This is a genomic window from Reichenbachiella faecimaris (assembly GCF_900176375.1).
GTDB lineage: Bacteria > Bacteroidota > Bacteroidia > Cytophagales > Cyclobacteriaceae > Reichenbachiella > Reichenbachiella faecimaris.
On the sequence record NZ_FWYF01000004.1, the window covers coordinates 18,943 to 33,648 of the forward strand.

The window sequence follows — 14,706 nt, forward strand, 5'->3', positions numbered from 1 at the left end:
CCGCTCAAATGTTACCGCTATTTACATACCGCTTATTAGCATCATTGATGTACTATATTTATCTTTATATTGTGAAAAAGCTTCTTTCATTGACTCCTGAGTTACTTACTCGACCGGTTGTTGATTTACCCATTTCCGATAGACTCAGACGGTTTTTCGAGATTATGGATTTTGATAACCTCAAAGATCTTCTAGCAGCATACTCTGGTTCTCAGTTATTAAGCTTGAACGGTTTTGATTACCATTGTCTTACTGAAGTTTATTGGATGTTAGAAGAGGGTGGATGTGAGGAGATGTTGAGGGAGTAGATCCTTTGACAAGCTCCCCCCAAAGACGGATAAGCCAGGATGACATTGAAATGTCATTTACGATTGAGGTGATTGAGGAGGTGAATCACAATATCTTTGAGTGGCTCTTTGTTGCTGTGCTTTTCAAAGAACTTTCTTTGGATGCTTTGCTGAGAAATGCTGGGTTGGTTTTTAGAAGAGATATTCTGTGTGATCCACCTTACTGTTTGGTTCGCTCCCGTATTGATTACACCAGCATCATGTAGCAAACGAAAGAATCCAGAGACTACTTCAACTGAGTAGTTGAATTTGAGTTTGGTGCCGTTACCTTCAGATTTCTCTTTTGCGTTTTTCTTAATGGCCTTTTTTACATTGACAATTTCTTCCTGGATCCAGGTTTGCACCTGAACCTTTAAGTCATTCATATCTACATTATAAGGTCTCCTTGTACTTTGCGGAATGCTATTTAGTTGGTTTTTGGAGTGATATAGATGATCCAAAAGGCTTCTTTCATCGTCTATTTCTCCTTTCAAATTTTTGTAGTGTTCACAGATATAACAGAGCAGGGCGATGTTGTTGAAATTGAGTACATACAAGTATTGGAGGAGCTGCTGCTCTTCCACTTGCTGTAGGCTTTCCAGAAACTGGATTAGTTCATCGATAAATATAGTAAGGTACTCAACCCTTTGCTGGGACACTTCACCGTTTGATGTACTGGTAATGTTTTGGATCGGATGCAGGATCACACCTTTCAATTTCCTAGTAATTTTGTTTTTATCCAGTAGGGCTTCCAATCTCTCTTCTTTCACTTTTATGTCCTTGGATACTTGTAAGCGTGTTTTCAGAGAAACGGGTCTTGTACCATCTCGATAAACTGAATAGGTGGTTTCAAGATGATGTCTGATAGTATCGAGACTAGACAGACAATACTGGAGGTTCTTTGCTCTGGCTATACTGTCATTACTTTGAAGATCATTCTTTATTGAAAATTCATAATTTGCAATGGCCAATTCTACTTTCTGAATGTAAAATTCTGCCTGCGTTTGGGACTGCATAGCAAACAACTCTCTGTCAATTATTTGTATAATGGCAGTAACCTCCTCTTTAAGTTTTCCTTCCAAGCAGTCCTTACCTATCGCATCTCTGGTAAGTTGATTAAATGATTTGAAGAGATAGGGCATATAATATGGTTACCCACTTTCACTAATGGATTTCATAGGTCTTCTTTTTGACAATGAAAGTCAGTGGTAAACTGATCATGAAAATCAATATTAATACTGCTTTAATGGCAGTCCAGAAATTGAAAGGTATCGGAGGGGTTTCGCTCATCGGCACGATAACCAGGACTGTAATTATCCACATGAAAACACCATAAATGACGGCTGTAGTGATGGGATATGTAGACACAAGAGTTACTTTTTTATGCAGCCAAAAGAACAGGATGGTGAATGAGTAGGCTAATACATAATGAAAAAACAACCCCCACACGATCATTACACTGCCTCCAGTAAATGCCGCACTACCAAAAACACCACTTGCGATGTACCGTAATACACCTGTAGGGTCATTGCCGATAACAATGTAGAAATCAATGAAGGCGGCTAAAATATCTAAAGTACCCACTAAGAGTCCTGCCAAAAGTATTATTTTAGTTTTCATGTTTAATCGGTTAGGTATTTAAGCTATCCTGATATAATAGGATCTCTATTATCCGGACAACATATTTTACCAGTTCTACTTTTTGAATGTAAAATTCTGCCTGTGTTTGGGACTGCATTTCAAACAACTCCCGGTTGAATGTTTTGAATAGGTAGGGCATATGACTCTGCTATCCGAATTTTCCACTTTTATCAAAGGCTCGAATCATTCATTTTTTTCAGTCTGTAGGTATAAGTTCAGGATTGTAAACAACTTCCCAAAGGTGTCCATCAAGGTCTTGGAAATATCCGGCATAACCGCCCCAAAAAGTATCAATTGCAGGTTTGACGATTTTAGCCCCAGCTTTTTTTGCCATTTCCATTACTTCATCTACTTCTTTTTTATTTACAACATTGTGTCCGATAGTAAATTCCAATGCGGAAATATTCTGATCAGCTAACCCAGTATCATTGGCAATACTTTTTCTTGGCCACAGCGCCAATTTCAATCCGCTTTGAAGGTTAAAAAAAGCTACTGCTCCAAATTCAAATTCCTTTCCTATAATTCCCTGGGTCGGCAGTCCAAGTCCATCCCGATAAAATTCAACTGCCTTTTCCAGGTCAGATACCCCTAATGTTATTACTGAAATACTTGGTTTCATTTTTTTTTTAATTTTATACGTTTGCACAAAGTTTGCTCTCAATGACCGCCAATTTTAAATGATTAAGAACTCGTTCCATGTCCTAACATTGGATTTCTATTTACCATTTTCTCCATATTGACTCAAATAAGCATTGTAGCTCCATAATTCTTCAAAGGTTGACTTCACGCATAATTTGTATGTGTTTATTGATTGCTCCTTTAGTTTGGGTAATGACTCACTAAAATTAGTCTCGATTACACCAAGCTCTTCATACGAATTAGCACATAGAAATAAAACATAATTACCTGGACCTCCTGTAGAAGTTCTCATCCAGGCAAATGTTGCATTGGGCTGCTGCTTTTCCATTATGGGAGTTATCTCATTCAGCAGTTCAGAAAATTGAACCACCCGATCAGAGTAAACATCAAAATAGATCACCTTAAGTAGTTTTGATTTATACCAGTCTGGTCCGATGTTGCTTAATTTACTCAGAAGCACTCTGAAGGAGCCATTAGGATCACTAACATAGGGTAACCAATGAATGATATTGTGCTTTAGGTTTTCGGCTCCATTAATGTTCCATTCGTCAAAATCCTTCCATAAATGATTGGGTGTGGCATCAATAAAATTTCCTCTTCGATCACCGGTCATTACAAACCATCCTACCCAATCCCATGAATCATTCTTCTCTGCGTGCCATTCCAGATCCCTCTTGTAGCCATTGATAAAGTTCGTGAGTTGATACCCCTCCACTTTATACTCATAAAATGCAAAGACCGTTTTACCATTTTGAGCCTCTGAATCAAAATTGATTATGAAAAAGACGAGGAGTCCAATAATAAGTCTATTCATTGTTCTGTATTTTTATTAAGAAAAAATTAAAAGGTATAAATGTATTACTTGACCTATTTAACCCTGCAAAAAGTATGGTCTTGATTTCTATACCGTTATTTTCTATCGGAGGGTTTAGGCAATTTACCCCTTCTCATAGTGAAGTATGATAATCCCACTTTTGCAGGTTATTGACTTGATCAGCTTCAGTGGCTGCCATTGCTCTAGCATCGAGAAGGCAGATTCTCCCTTGCCAATCGCTATTGGGTTTACCATGAAATGAAATTCGTCAATAAGCCCTTCTTTGATTAATGAAGAAACAAAAGAACTTCCACCGTATACAATAATATCCTTGCCACTTTGATTTTTCAATTTGATAATTTCGTCCTTCAAATTGCCTTTTGCCAGCTTAGTATTCTCCCATTGCGACTTTTCCAGCGTTTTTGTAAATACTATCTTTTTCTGGTTTGCTTTAATCCTGGCAGCCTCATACAATTGCGATTCTGGTTGTGAAAGAGTTTCAGACCAAAAAGGGATATAATCAACAGCTAGTTTTCTTCCAATCAACTCAGTGTCACACGAATTGGCTAGATCGATGACATAATCTTTGATTTCTTCCCACGTCCATGTTACCCATTTTTGTTCATCATTTGGCCCGGTAGAATTAAACCCATCAAGGGATATCTGCATTTGTAATTTTAATTTTCTCATCTCTATGATATTTTGATTTCAGTTTGGTTTGATATTTTTTTATGATAATGATATGATACTAACAAGGAGGCCAGCACAAAGAAGGGAAAGGCAAGATCAGAACCCCAACCATATACTGACCAATAACTTATCACGGCAAATGCAGTGTTAATGAAAAAACCAGCATAAGCCCATTCCTTTACCCATAAGGGTATCTTTGGGGTAATAAGAATTAGAACCCCCACTAGTTTAAAAACAGACATAGCAACCCTAAAATATTCGGGGTAACCTAAATTGTACACAATGTCCTTAGCATACTGCTGATTGACTGTTGCCACATTGCCAATCCCCTCTACGAAAATGATGACGGAGGTGGCAATCCAAAAAATGAGTTTATCCTTTTTCATAATTTATTCTGTCTACAATGATTTTTCAAGATATGATTGAAGTTTGTCCCATGTCTTAGCGAATCCTTCATTCATACTAGGCATCAATGAATTGAATGCCTCTAATTCGCCTGATGTAGGATCTAAAGGTTCACCAGTAAGGTTAAGGGTGGTTTTACCTTTTTCTTTTTCTATGAACTCCAGTCTGTACAAGACCTCAAGCGGGAAGTTTTTGTCAAATGGAGCAGGTACCACGTTCGCATGTTCATCTGCAAAGGCATTTGTGAATTCCAGGTAATCATGTGGTTCTATTTTTTTGTAAAGGAACCGGCCATACATAATGTTACCTTGAAAGTTCATTTTAAAATGAAAAACCCCACCGGGTCTGAAGTCAAGACCCATGACCGTGTTTTCGCTTTCTGCCGGACCCCACCATTCGTTCAATGCTTCGGAGGTACTAAATGCATTAAATATGAGTTCTTTCGGAGCGTTGAACTCACGACTAAGCACCAGCCTGTCAGTTTGTTTAGATGGTTGTTTTTTCATTTGTCACTTTTGTTCTTTTGAATCTTTTCCAAATAGTTGTCCAGTGAATTGAATCTTTCAGTCCAGAACTGCTTGAACTGTTCAACCCATTGTGACACTTCTTTTAAGTTGTCAAATTTTGCTTCACAATATCTTTCCCTGCCTTGCTTGTTGATCGTGATAAGCCCACAATCCTGAAGGAATTTGACATGTTGGGATATGGTAGGCCTGCTCGTATCAAAATGATCCGCAATAGCATTCAAATTAAGGGATTTGTGTGCCAGCATATTGATTATTTCCCTTCTTGTAGGGTCGGCAATGGCCATGAATACGTCTCTTCGTTTTTCCATATATGTAGGTACTTACCTACAAATGTAATGAACATGTAGGTAAGTACCTACGTATTTGTTTAAATTTTTTTAACAGGAAATATCAATGACCCATTTTTGCCTCAAAATCGACATAAATATATGAATTGTCAGTATTCCAATTTTTCTCATTGGAAACAAGTCTAGGCGGAACATGACTCATGGTGGCCATCGGGCAGAATTTCTTCGAATACGGTTGATCCAGACTTTTCCTTGTCAGAAGGATTTGACCAAGGATGAAAGCTCATCGGGTCTATTGCTTGAATCAAAGATTATTGATCATTTGCTACCGAATGAATGCGCTTGGATCGGGATCTAAAGCGTCAGCCAGCCAGTTCGGATTGATAAGGTCTAAATCCAGAGGTAAATTATCAAGAGAAAAATACGCTATTTCTTCACTTTCAGCATTCTTAAATCCATCAGGAATTTGCTGCAACAATCTCACTTCAAAGAAGGTAACCACATATTGTACGTCTCTTTCAGGATAGTAGTAAGTGGTAAACTCCGGTACCGAGTAAACGCCAATCAATCGTTGCACCTGACTTTCCACTTCTATTTCTTCACGAACCTCTCTGACTATGGCTTCTTCAACTGTTTCACCAAATTCGACATGGCCGGATATGATGCACCATTTTTTCGTATCGGCTCTTCTTTGCATTAAAATGTCTCCCTCCTCATTAAAAATCACGGCTGAAACGGCTGGAAGTATTTCTTTCTTTTTCATGTCTTGTGTATTAATTCATTCACCAAGGTCATAACCATCCTAAGCTAACAAAATAAATATAAAGGATTAAGCAATACATTAACGTGTTATGCAATTTTCATCCCTTTATTCCCAAGTCCCAAATCAGGAATTCTCTCTGCAGCCTCCTTCCTTCGCTGATCAATCACTTTAGCATAGATCTGAGTGGTCTTGACATTCTTATGATTAAGCAATTTAGAAACGGTGTAGATATCTGTGCCCAATGAAAGTTGCAGCGTGGCATAAGTATGTCGGAAGCAATGAAAAGTGATAATTTTCGCATTTTTTATTTTTATCAAGGGCTCCAATCGTTCGTTCTTTTTCGAGCAACGATAACCAGTGGTAAACTGATCATGAAAATCAATATCAAAATGGCTTTAATAGCTCTCAAGAAAGTAAGTGGTACTGGAGGTGTGTTGCTTATTGGTACGATAATCAGGACTGTGATTATCCACATGAAAATACCGTATAGGATCACGGTGGTGATTGGATAGGTAGATAACCATCTTACATGCCGGTATAACCAAAAGAACAGTATGCTAAATGAATAGGCAATTAGATAATGGAAGAACAGTCCCCACAAAATCATGAAACTACCTCCTGAGAATGCCTCATTTCCAAAAGCACCACTGGCGATGTAGCGAAGTACACCTGCAGGGCCATTGCCAGTAGTGATGTAGAAATCAATGAAGGCAGCCAGGATGTCCAGGCTACCTATTAAGAGACCTGATAAAAGTATTGTTTTGATTTTCATTCAATTCTTATCAATTACTCGAATCGCCAGTCATTACTCTAAGTTTAATCTTATCTAATTAGGGCTAACCTGTATTTTCTGGTTGTAGATATACGATGTAGCCAATACGATACCCACTACAACCGGCATTACGATATAGCTGATGTTTTTGTCTACTATAATATGACTATATGTAGCAAAAATCAGGTTGAATGATAAGCCAGCGTATGCCCACTCTCGTAATTTTTGAGGCAGTTTTGGTACCATGATTGCTGTTGCACCCACTATTTTGCAAATGATCAAAGCATAAGCGAAATAGTCGGGATATCCCAGAGGTTTTGTTCCCGCATTGAAATATTCGTGAGCAAATAGTAGAGTGCCTAATGGCATTACAGCTTCCAATAGGAAGATGATAGTGGTGGTTATCCAAAAGATGATCTTGTATTTTTTCATGGTTTTATTTTTTATCGTTTAGTTAATAATTTGGCCAATGCTTCCAATGTGGCTGAGAACCCTTCTTTGAAGCCCATTTTTATATGCATTTCCAAATCATCTAATGTTTTGTGCTTGATCTGAACTTGTACGGTGGTAGTTCCATTGGACTCGGTAAAATTCACATTCCAATTTGAGCGAGACATACTTTGGTTTAGGTTTCCTTGTTCGTCACAAAAACCATCCAATAATTTAAAATTGGTTTTCGGAGTGATGGATGTATAATCAGCCAATGACCAATGTTCTTCTCCGTTTGGTCCTACCATTGCGTATAATCGTCTTCCACCTTCTTTAAACTCCATGGATTTGGTCACTGATTTCCATGGAAGAGGTGCCCACCATTGGTCAAGGATCTCAGGTTCCGTCCATGCGGCCCAAACATCTGATTGTGAAGCGTCAAACTCACGAGTTACATGAACTGTGCTGTTTTCTTTGTCTACTGTAAATTCCATAGTCATTTAATTTTATTTTTTAGATTTTAAATTTTTAAGTACGCTATCGAGTTGACTGAACCGGCCTTCCCAGATCTTTCGGAACTGCTCGAGCCAGTGGTCTATTTCTTTCATTTTGTCATGGTTTAGGTAATAGTGTATCTCCCGACCATCTTTTTGTTGCCTCAGCAATTCACACTCAGTTAAGATCTTAATGTGATTCGAAACAGCCTGTCGGGTTGTGTCAAAATGCTCAGCTATTGCATTTGGCGTCAATGCTTGTGCTGCAATCAAGACCAGTATTGCTCTTCTTGTTGGGTCTGCTATAGCGTGAAATGGATCTCTTCTCATGATTATATGCAAATGATTGATTGCAAATATATATGCAAATGATCGTTTGCGCAAAATGATTTCCGGATTTTTTTCACTGGGTATTTGTTCAAGAAGAGCAACTTATTGCCGAGTAGGATGGCATTATAGTCTGTGGTGGTGCTTACGCCTTTCCCAATCTGATTTTCTATATGGTAGAAAAGTTTGGCGGATGGGAGCTCCCCAAAAATGGCAGAATCGTTTTGCAGTAAACGCAATACATAAAAAAATAACCCACTCTTGTCACGGATTACCAGAGTCAATTGTTAAGATTAATATTAGAGTCTGATATTTGCTAATGGAGTTTCTCAATGAGTACCAAAAGAAGTTATTTCCGTATGCCTACAACATTCTAGGTTCCGTAGATGATGCACTTGATGCAGTGCAAGATGTAATGTCTAAGTTTGAAGCGATCGCGCAGAAAGGTTTTCAAAACGAGATTGGATATTTGATCAGGAGTGTTGTAAATACTGCCATTAACATTAAGCAGAGGAATCAAAGACTTAGGCACGGTGTTTGGTTGCCGGAACCAATTTCCACTGATCGCGCTGACAAGAATATCGAGCGTGAGGAAATCATAGGGTACTCTATGATGGTGTTGTTGGAACACCTTAACCCTAAGGAGAGAGCTGTATTTATCCTTAAAGAAACGTTTGATTACGCACACGAAGAGATCGCAGATGTTCTGTCAATTACAGTTAATAACTCTCGAAAGCTACTAAGCCGTGCAAAAAGCACTCTCCAAACTCATAATCTCCAACGGTCTCCTACCGAATACTCTTTTAATAATTCTATTGATTTGCAGGAATACATCGACATAATTAAAGTGGGCGATGTCAAGGCTCTGGAATCCAAGCTTAACAAAGATATAGTCCTAATTGCAGATGGGGGAAAGAATGTATCCGTAGTACGTCAGTTCACGTCAGGAATTGAAAATGTCATAAAATTGATAACGCACTTATATGACACCTATCACAAAAACTACTCTTACAAGACTGGTATCGTTAACCACCAGTCAGCAATTCTCTTCTACCAACGACAACTGCTTGTCAATTGCCAAGTGTTTGAGGTAAATGGTGATCAGATAACTGGAATTTACTCCATTGTAGATCCTGCCAAATTGAAGAAGTTGGCAGCAACGTTTCCTGGATAGACAAATATTTGCAAAAAGTGGTCACGTTCAGCTTCAGTTGATTGTTTTCTAATCATAACAATCAAAATAAAAAACAAATATTATGAATGAGAGAATGACATTTAAAGATTCGCCTAAAGGTCTGCTGGACGGTATGTTGGTTACAGAAATGTTTATCAAAAAGTCCGGTTTCGACCTGAGACTTGCGGAACTAATTAAATACCGTGTCTCACAGATCAACGGATGCCTATACTGCCTGGTGTTGCACCACAAAGATTCGGTAAGCCTTGGCGAGACAGAAGTAAGATTACACTCACTGGCCGCCTGGAAGGAGGCCCAATACTTCAACGACAAAGAAAAAGCTGCGTTGCTGTACGCAGAGGTGCTTACCAATTCGAGCCAGGAAGATGTCTCAGACGAGGTGTTTGAGAATTTGACCCATCATTTTACAAAAAGTGAAATTGCTGTTCTCACAATTGTCGTAACACAAATTAATGTCTGGAACAGAATCAATAAAGCATTCAGAAGATCTCCAGAAGTTTCATTGTCACCTTCCCTCGTATAACCTTAAACTGAACTACAATGAACACAAAACAAAGTAACAAATCGGAAAAGCACAAAAGAGCGTTTATCATTTGGTTGGCGATCTATCCCCTGATAACTGGCCTATATTATTGTCTGGGAAATCTGATTGCTCAGCTACCTCTTCCAGTCAAAACGCTTATTCTAACCAGCATAGCAGTACCAATTATGTTTTATCTGTTGGTACCAGGGTTGAATCAATTGCTCCGGAGCTGGCTGGGAAAAACATCGAATTAAGTAACACTAAAAAAGTCATCAAATGAAAACTGTTAAAGTAACATATAAAGTAAGTTCCAACTTTGCTGTTCAGAATATGGATAACATCAAAGCTTTTATTGAGGACATTAAAAAAATGAATGATCCTGCTATCCGATATGTTAGTTATCTCGGAAGTGACAAGCAAACATTTACTCACATTGCCAGCTTTGAGAACGATGAGGCACAAAAAAGATTCCTTTCTCTTCCCTCATTCAAATCATTTCAAGTCAAACGTGATGAGAGCGGGTTGGAAATAGGTCAAGATATTGATGAACTATCTCTTGTCGCAGCGACTTATAAACTCTTCGACTAGTAAATCGGTAACGATTCCAGGTTAGAATAAAGGATTAAGCATATCATTAACGTGTTATGCAATCCTCATTCCTTTGTCTCCGGGTCCCAGGTCTGGAATCCTTTCTGCAGCCTCCTTCCTTCGCTGATCAATCACTTTTGCATAGATCTGTGTGGTCTTGACGTTCTTGTGGTTGAGAAGTTTGGAAACGGTGTAGATGTCTGTGCCCAGGGACAACTGCAGTGTTGCGTAAGTGTGACGGAAACAATGGAAGGTGATCTTCTTTGTGATGCCGGCACGCATGACCCATTCGGAGAGCTTGAGGTTTGTCCATGCTGAATACTTCAGTCCCTGAAAGATCTTGTCTTCCTTGTTCCTGGGATAGCCCAGGATGTCAACGGCCTGTTGCGCGATGTTTAAAGTCTGTGGTCGATCTGTCTTTTCATGGATGAACCGGATAAAGTGGCCGTTGATTTCAGAGTATTGTATTTCACCCCACGTCAGATTGGTTAAGTCGCTCCAACGAAGGCCTGTCAAGGCCGAGAAGATAGCTGCTACCTTCAGGACAGGGAATTCACATTCGGTACTAAACAGAGCTCTGAGTTCTTCTAATGTGAGAAACTCACGCTCTGTTTCTTTTTGCCTGATAGCATCCACCCGGAGCATGTAGTTCTCTTTGAGATAGCCTTTCTTGAATGCCTCCTCAACAGCCACTGAGAATTTGCTGAAATAGGAGGCTTGGCTATTTTGTGAGAGCTTCCTGGATTCGCTCTTGATGCTGGTAGTGGTTTGAAGGTAATTTTTGAAGTCTTCACAAAACGCCTTGTCAATATCCGTGGTAGAGCACTGGCCATGGGTAAATCGCTCCAGGTAATTGTATGTGCTGAGCCAGTTTCCATGGTTGCCATCACTTTTCCATCGCTGGCCAGTGAGCTTTTTGAAGAACGCCAAAAAGTCTATTTGCTTGGTGTCCTTGAAGATGAAATCAAACCGGTTGGCCTGGATATCCAATTGCCTGGATGAACGGATGCTATCGGCCTGGATCTTCGTCTCCTTGTTGTGGTTCTTTTCGAGTACTCCACGTGGCTTTTCGTAAAGGTAGAGTTTTAGGAATTCTCTTCGGGTGGATTTCTTCGTTTCTGGATCCACAAGAGGAGGATAGAAGTCCAGGTAAAGACTAATCATGCCTTTGGATATTTTCTTTTGGCGTAGGGTGACTTTCATGGCTCTGGGTTAAAAAGGTGGTCAATGTGTTTTCTTGAGATTACCTTTTTTCTCCCAATAGTGGCGAATGCCAGCGCACCTTCTTTTCTCATTCTGTATAGGGTGGTTCTGCTTACGCCAAGTAGCGTTGCTGCCTCCTCTAAAGAGAGGAAGTCTTTTTCCTGGACAGCAAGAAACGGCTTGGCTACAATGGCTTGCGTCTCCTGGTCGGACTTTCCGATCTTCTCTTCTTTCTTACGCTTCTTGTAGGCCTTTTTAGCACAATCATCACCACAGTATTTGGTCACAGTTGTTTTAGCTGTGAACTCAATTCCACAATGCTGGCAAATCCTTTGTACCCTAATGTTTGAACTCATAGTAATCTCTGCTTTTCAAATTGGGTCTTGAAGTTTCAATATGATTCATTTTGTTTCAAAATGTTTCATTATCTCACCAATTTTGTACCTCATATAAAGATAAACAATTAGGTACAAATAAGGTACAAAAAGCAGCAAAATATCGCTAAAAAAGGATAGTGAGAAATAATCTAAAAACATGAATAAAGGTGAAATTAGGCTGTTTTTTAGGTTTGTTTATGGGTGCTTATCGGTTGTTTGTGAGGTTATTTCCCGATACAAAACTTCGAAAAGATATTCGCCAGTAGATCATCTGTGGTGATTTCGCCTGTAATCTCTCCTAAGAAGTGCAGGGCATGACGGATATCCTGAGCCAGAAAGTCGTTGGTGATTTGATTATCGATACCACGGAGTACATCATGCAGAGCGTTTTGGGTATTGACCAGGCTTTGGTAATGACGGGCGTTGGTGACTACCACATTGCCGGGTTTGAAATTATCCATTTGGCTCTTGGACCAAATCAAATCTTTGAGTGGCTCTACTCCTGCCTTGGATTTGGCAGATATAGATACGTAATGTTCATTGTTCGTAAGGGGTGATTGTTGGCTTAACACTTTATCCAATTTGTTACCAACCAAAATATAAGGCTTACCCTTTTCAATCAGCATTTGTTCTGTAGATTGAATAACCTCAAGGGACTCAGTAGACAAATCAAACAAATACATAATCAAAGAAGACTCCTGCATCTTTTGTTCGGCACGCTCTACACCTATGGCTTCTATCTGATCCTTGGTTTCACGCAAGCCAGCTGTATCAATAAAGCGAAATTTTACTCCTCTGATATTCAACTCATCCTCAATGATGTCTCTTGTGGTTCCAGCAATATCAGATACGATAGCTTTTTCTTCTTCTAGTAGTGCATTGAGCAAAGTGGATTTACCAGCATTTGGCTTACCTACAATAACCACTGGTACGCCATTTTTAATCACATTGCCTAGCTGAAAACTGTCAATGAGTTGGATCAAGACCACATCAATTTTTTCAATCAAAAGTTTGAGTTCTTGCCTACTCGCAAACTCCACGTCCTCTTCTGAAAAATCGAGCTCTAGCTCAATCATTGATGCAAAATGAACCAGTTTCTCTCTCAGGTTTTTAATCTCATTTGAAATACCCCCGCGCATCTGATTCAAGGCTGTAGCATGTGCAGCTTCGTTTTCTGAGGCAATCAGGTCTGCCACTGCCTCGGCTTGTGCCAAATCAAATCGGTCATTGAGGTATGCTCGTTGTGTGAACTCTCCTGGTTCTGCCAGTCTAGCCCCTGACCTTACCAGAAGCTGAATGATACGATTGACTATGTATGACGAACCATGGCAGGATATCTCCAAACTATTTTCTTTGGTAAAAGAATGTGGAGCTATGAACAATGAAATAAGTACCTCGTCTACAATCGAATCTCCGTCTATCAAATGGCCAAAGTGTACAGTGTGAGTTTTTTGCTTGGTCAAATCCTTTCCAGAAAATAAAGGAGACACCACTGAAACACACGCTTGCCCTGATAAGCGAATAACGGCTATGGCTCCTACTCCTGGTGCTGTGGCCAATGCCACTATTGTATCATTCATTCCCATATCGCAAAGATAGTCTCATCGTTCACATGAAAAACTCGGGAGCAGAATAAAATAAGCACCTATTGGCTCCAACCAATTTCGAACTTTCTGTGTCCTACCAGCAATAAACAAATATTAAACTAAGCAGTTATGAATAATCACAGTTATCAAATTCTATCTAACATCAAAACAATTGCGCTCGCTATTGTTTTGATTCCTTTGGCAACTAGTTGTTTCGAAGAATCTGAATATGAAAAACAGCAAAAAGAAAGTGATTTACAAATCAAGACATACCTCCAAGACAACAATATAGAGGCCAAGCAAGCTGACAATGGCATATTCTACGAAATGATCTCAAGCAATGAATCAGGAACCAAGCCAAAATTGGGAGAAGTGGTAATGGTAAAATATGAAATGAGCACTTTAGATGGCAAAGTGCTTGAGTCCTTCTCCTCTGATTCTAGCTTGGTTAAATTCAGCAACAATTCTGTGATTCCCGTGGGCTTCAATTATGGTATTGACATCATGCGAAAAGGTGAAAGCATTAGAGTTTATATCCCATCCTATCTGGCCTATGATTCATTTTCCAGCAAAGATGAGTTTGGACCCAACACAAATTTCATACTGGAAATCAAATTGATTGACATTACCACAGATCAGCAAGTTTATCAAAATCAAATTGATCAAATAGAAGAATATTTGATTGAAGAGGATTTAGGGGAAATTACACCAACCACCTCGGGATTGTATTACAAACAAGTGTCGCCTGGTGAAGGAACAGAAGCAAAAGCTTATCACACTGCTACCCTCCACTATACCAGAAAATATCTTGACGGAACAGTAATTCAAAAAACCGAAGACGATGCCCCCTTGGTAGTCAATCTGAGTACCAATCAGCTAGTGGAAGGATTTCGAGAAGGTGTGCTCAAAATGAAAGCAGGCGAAAAAGCACTCCTCATTATGCCTGCAGATATTGCATTTGGTGCTAGTGTGAAAATCATTCCATCTACCGTTAGGGAAGAATTGTATGAAGAAGGGTACATATTTTCATTGGTAGATGCTTACCAAATCGTACAATACGAAGTAGAGCTTCTCAAGTTGAAGTAAACTAAAACGGGTGTTGAATAAAAAAGCCCTGACA

General features: G+C 39.3%; 22 protein-coding genes. 5 read left to right on the forward strand and 17 right to left on the reverse strand.

The features are described from left to right. Positions 1-361: 361 nt before the first annotated feature. The 14 genes from B9A58_RS16760 to B9A58_RS16825 all read right to left on the reverse strand — a co-directional run bounded on the left by B9A58_RS16760 (position 362) and on the right by B9A58_RS16825 (position 8,117). Entirely contained in the window at positions 362-1,468 is a 1,107-nt protein-coding gene (locus tag B9A58_RS16760) for a hypothetical protein (protein WP_084374049.1), read from the reverse strand. 22 nt (positions 1,469-1,490) lie between these two features. After that, complete coding sequence (locus B9A58_RS16765; protein WP_084374050.1) at positions 1,491-1,946, reverse strand: hypothetical protein; 456 nt, start codon at positions 1,944-1,946, stop codon at positions 1,491-1,493. Positions 1,947-2,163: 217 nt separating this feature from the next. Further along, entirely contained in the window at positions 2,164-2,628 is a 465-nt protein-coding gene (locus B9A58_RS16770) for a VOC family protein (protein ID WP_245827102.1), read from the reverse strand. A gap of 54 nt (positions 2,629-2,682) precedes the next feature. Next, positions 2,683-3,420: a hypothetical protein gene (locus B9A58_RS16775; protein WP_084374052.1), complete on the reverse strand. Its 738-nt coding sequence runs from the start codon at positions 3,418-3,420 to the stop codon at positions 2,683-2,685. A 123-nt stretch (positions 3,421-3,543) separates the two neighbouring features. Continuing rightward, on the reverse strand, positions 3,544-4,110 hold the full coding sequence (locus tag B9A58_RS16780) for a dihydrofolate reductase family protein (RefSeq protein WP_084374053.1): 567 nt from the start codon (positions 4,108-4,110) through the stop codon (positions 3,544-3,546). Positions 4,111-4,112: 2 nt separating this feature from the next. Next, positions 4,113-4,496, reverse strand: coding sequence for a DoxX family protein (locus B9A58_RS16785; protein ID WP_084374054.1), 384 nt, complete (start codon positions 4,494-4,496; stop codon positions 4,113-4,115). A gap of 12 nt (positions 4,497-4,508) precedes the next feature. After that, entirely contained in the window at positions 4,509-5,021 is a 513-nt protein-coding gene (locus B9A58_RS16790; protein WP_084374055.1) for an SRPBCC family protein, read from the reverse strand. Further along, a complete protein-coding gene (locus tag B9A58_RS16795) occupies positions 5,018-5,350 on the reverse strand; it encodes an ArsR/SmtB family transcription factor (RefSeq protein ID WP_084374056.1) in 333 nt (110 codons plus the stop codon). The genes B9A58_RS16790 and B9A58_RS16795 overlap by 4 nt, the downstream gene beginning before the upstream one ends. A 304-nt stretch (positions 5,351-5,654) precedes the next feature. Further along, positions 5,655-6,092 carry an NUDIX domain-containing protein gene (locus B9A58_RS16800; RefSeq protein WP_084374057.1) on the reverse strand — a complete coding sequence of 146 codons (438 nt, stop codon included), beginning with the start codon at positions 6,090-6,092 and terminating at the stop codon, positions 5,655-5,657. Between the two features lie 86 nt (positions 6,093-6,178). Next, positions 6,179-6,409: a tyrosine-type recombinase/integrase gene (locus B9A58_RS16805; RefSeq protein ID WP_449421175.1), complete on the reverse strand. Its 231-nt coding sequence runs from the start codon at positions 6,407-6,409 to the stop codon at positions 6,179-6,181. After that, complete coding sequence (locus tag B9A58_RS16810) at positions 6,406-6,864, reverse strand: hypothetical protein (protein WP_084374059.1); 459 nt, start codon at positions 6,862-6,864, stop codon at positions 6,406-6,408. The genes B9A58_RS16805 and B9A58_RS16810 overlap by 4 nt, the downstream gene beginning before the upstream one ends. 54 nt (positions 6,865-6,918) lie before the next feature. Continuing rightward, on the reverse strand, positions 6,919-7,296 hold the full coding sequence (locus tag B9A58_RS16815; RefSeq protein WP_084374060.1) for a DoxX family protein: 378 nt from the start codon (positions 7,294-7,296) through the stop codon (positions 6,919-6,921). Between the two features lie 11 nt (positions 7,297-7,307). Beyond that, on the reverse strand, positions 7,308-7,787 hold the full coding sequence (locus B9A58_RS16820; protein ID WP_317042076.1) for an SRPBCC family protein: 480 nt from the start codon (positions 7,785-7,787) through the stop codon (positions 7,308-7,310). A 12-nt stretch (positions 7,788-7,799) separates the two neighbouring features. Then, positions 7,800-8,117 (reverse strand): ArsR/SmtB family transcription factor, encoded by a 318-nt coding sequence (locus tag B9A58_RS16825; protein ID WP_084374062.1) that lies wholly within the window; start codon positions 8,115-8,117, stop codon positions 7,800-7,802. A 316-nt stretch (positions 8,118-8,433) separates the two neighbouring features. On the opposite strand from B9A58_RS16825, the gene B9A58_RS16835 reads away from it, so the two are divergent. From B9A58_RS16835 to B9A58_RS16845, 4 genes are all read left to right on the forward strand, one after another. Then, the gene (locus B9A58_RS16835) at positions 8,434-9,288 is read left to right on the forward strand and encodes a sigma-70 family RNA polymerase sigma factor (RefSeq protein ID WP_084374064.1); all 855 of its coding nucleotides are present in this window, start codon (positions 8,434-8,436) and stop codon (positions 9,286-9,288) included. Positions 9,289-9,370: 82 nt separating this feature from the next. Then, positions 9,371-9,832 (forward strand): carboxymuconolactone decarboxylase family protein, encoded by a 462-nt coding sequence (locus B9A58_RS16840; protein WP_084374065.1) that lies wholly within the window; start codon positions 9,371-9,373, stop codon positions 9,830-9,832. A 17-nt stretch (positions 9,833-9,849) separates the two neighbouring features. Then, positions 9,850-10,086 (forward strand): putative antibiotic biosynthesis monooxygenase, encoded by a 237-nt coding sequence (locus B9A58_RS20240; protein WP_139793954.1) that lies wholly within the window; start codon positions 9,850-9,852, stop codon positions 10,084-10,086. A gap of 22 nt (positions 10,087-10,108) precedes the next feature. Beyond that, a complete protein-coding gene (locus B9A58_RS16845; protein ID WP_084374066.1) occupies positions 10,109-10,420 on the forward strand; it encodes a hypothetical protein in 312 nt (103 codons plus the stop codon). 54 nt (positions 10,421-10,474) lie between these two features. Here the strand turns inward: B9A58_RS16845 and B9A58_RS16850 are convergent, their stop codons facing one another. The 3 genes from B9A58_RS16850 to mnmE form a co-directional block, all read right to left on the reverse strand. Then, a complete protein-coding gene (locus B9A58_RS16850) occupies positions 10,475-11,623 on the reverse strand; it encodes a site-specific integrase (RefSeq protein ID WP_084374067.1) in 1,149 nt (382 codons plus the stop codon). After that, positions 11,620-11,979 (reverse strand): helix-turn-helix domain-containing protein, encoded by a 360-nt coding sequence (locus tag B9A58_RS16855; RefSeq protein WP_084374068.1) that lies wholly within the window; start codon positions 11,977-11,979, stop codon positions 11,620-11,622. Before B9A58_RS16855 ends, B9A58_RS16850 begins: the two co-directional genes overlap by 4 nt. 245 nt (positions 11,980-12,224) lie before the next feature. Then, on the reverse strand, positions 12,225-13,580 hold the full coding sequence (mnmE, locus tag B9A58_RS16860; protein WP_245827103.1) for a tRNA uridine-5-carboxymethylaminomethyl(34) synthesis GTPase MnmE: 1,356 nt from the start codon (positions 13,578-13,580) through the stop codon (positions 12,225-12,227). Positions 13,581-13,715: 135 nt separating this feature from the next. On the opposite strand from mnmE, the gene B9A58_RS16865 reads away from it, so the two are divergent. Further along, positions 13,716-14,672, forward strand: a complete 957-nt coding sequence (locus B9A58_RS16865; protein WP_084374070.1) for an FKBP-type peptidyl-prolyl cis-trans isomerase — start codon at positions 13,716-13,718, stop codon at positions 14,670-14,672. The last annotated feature ends 34 nt before the right edge of the window (positions 14,673-14,706 follow it).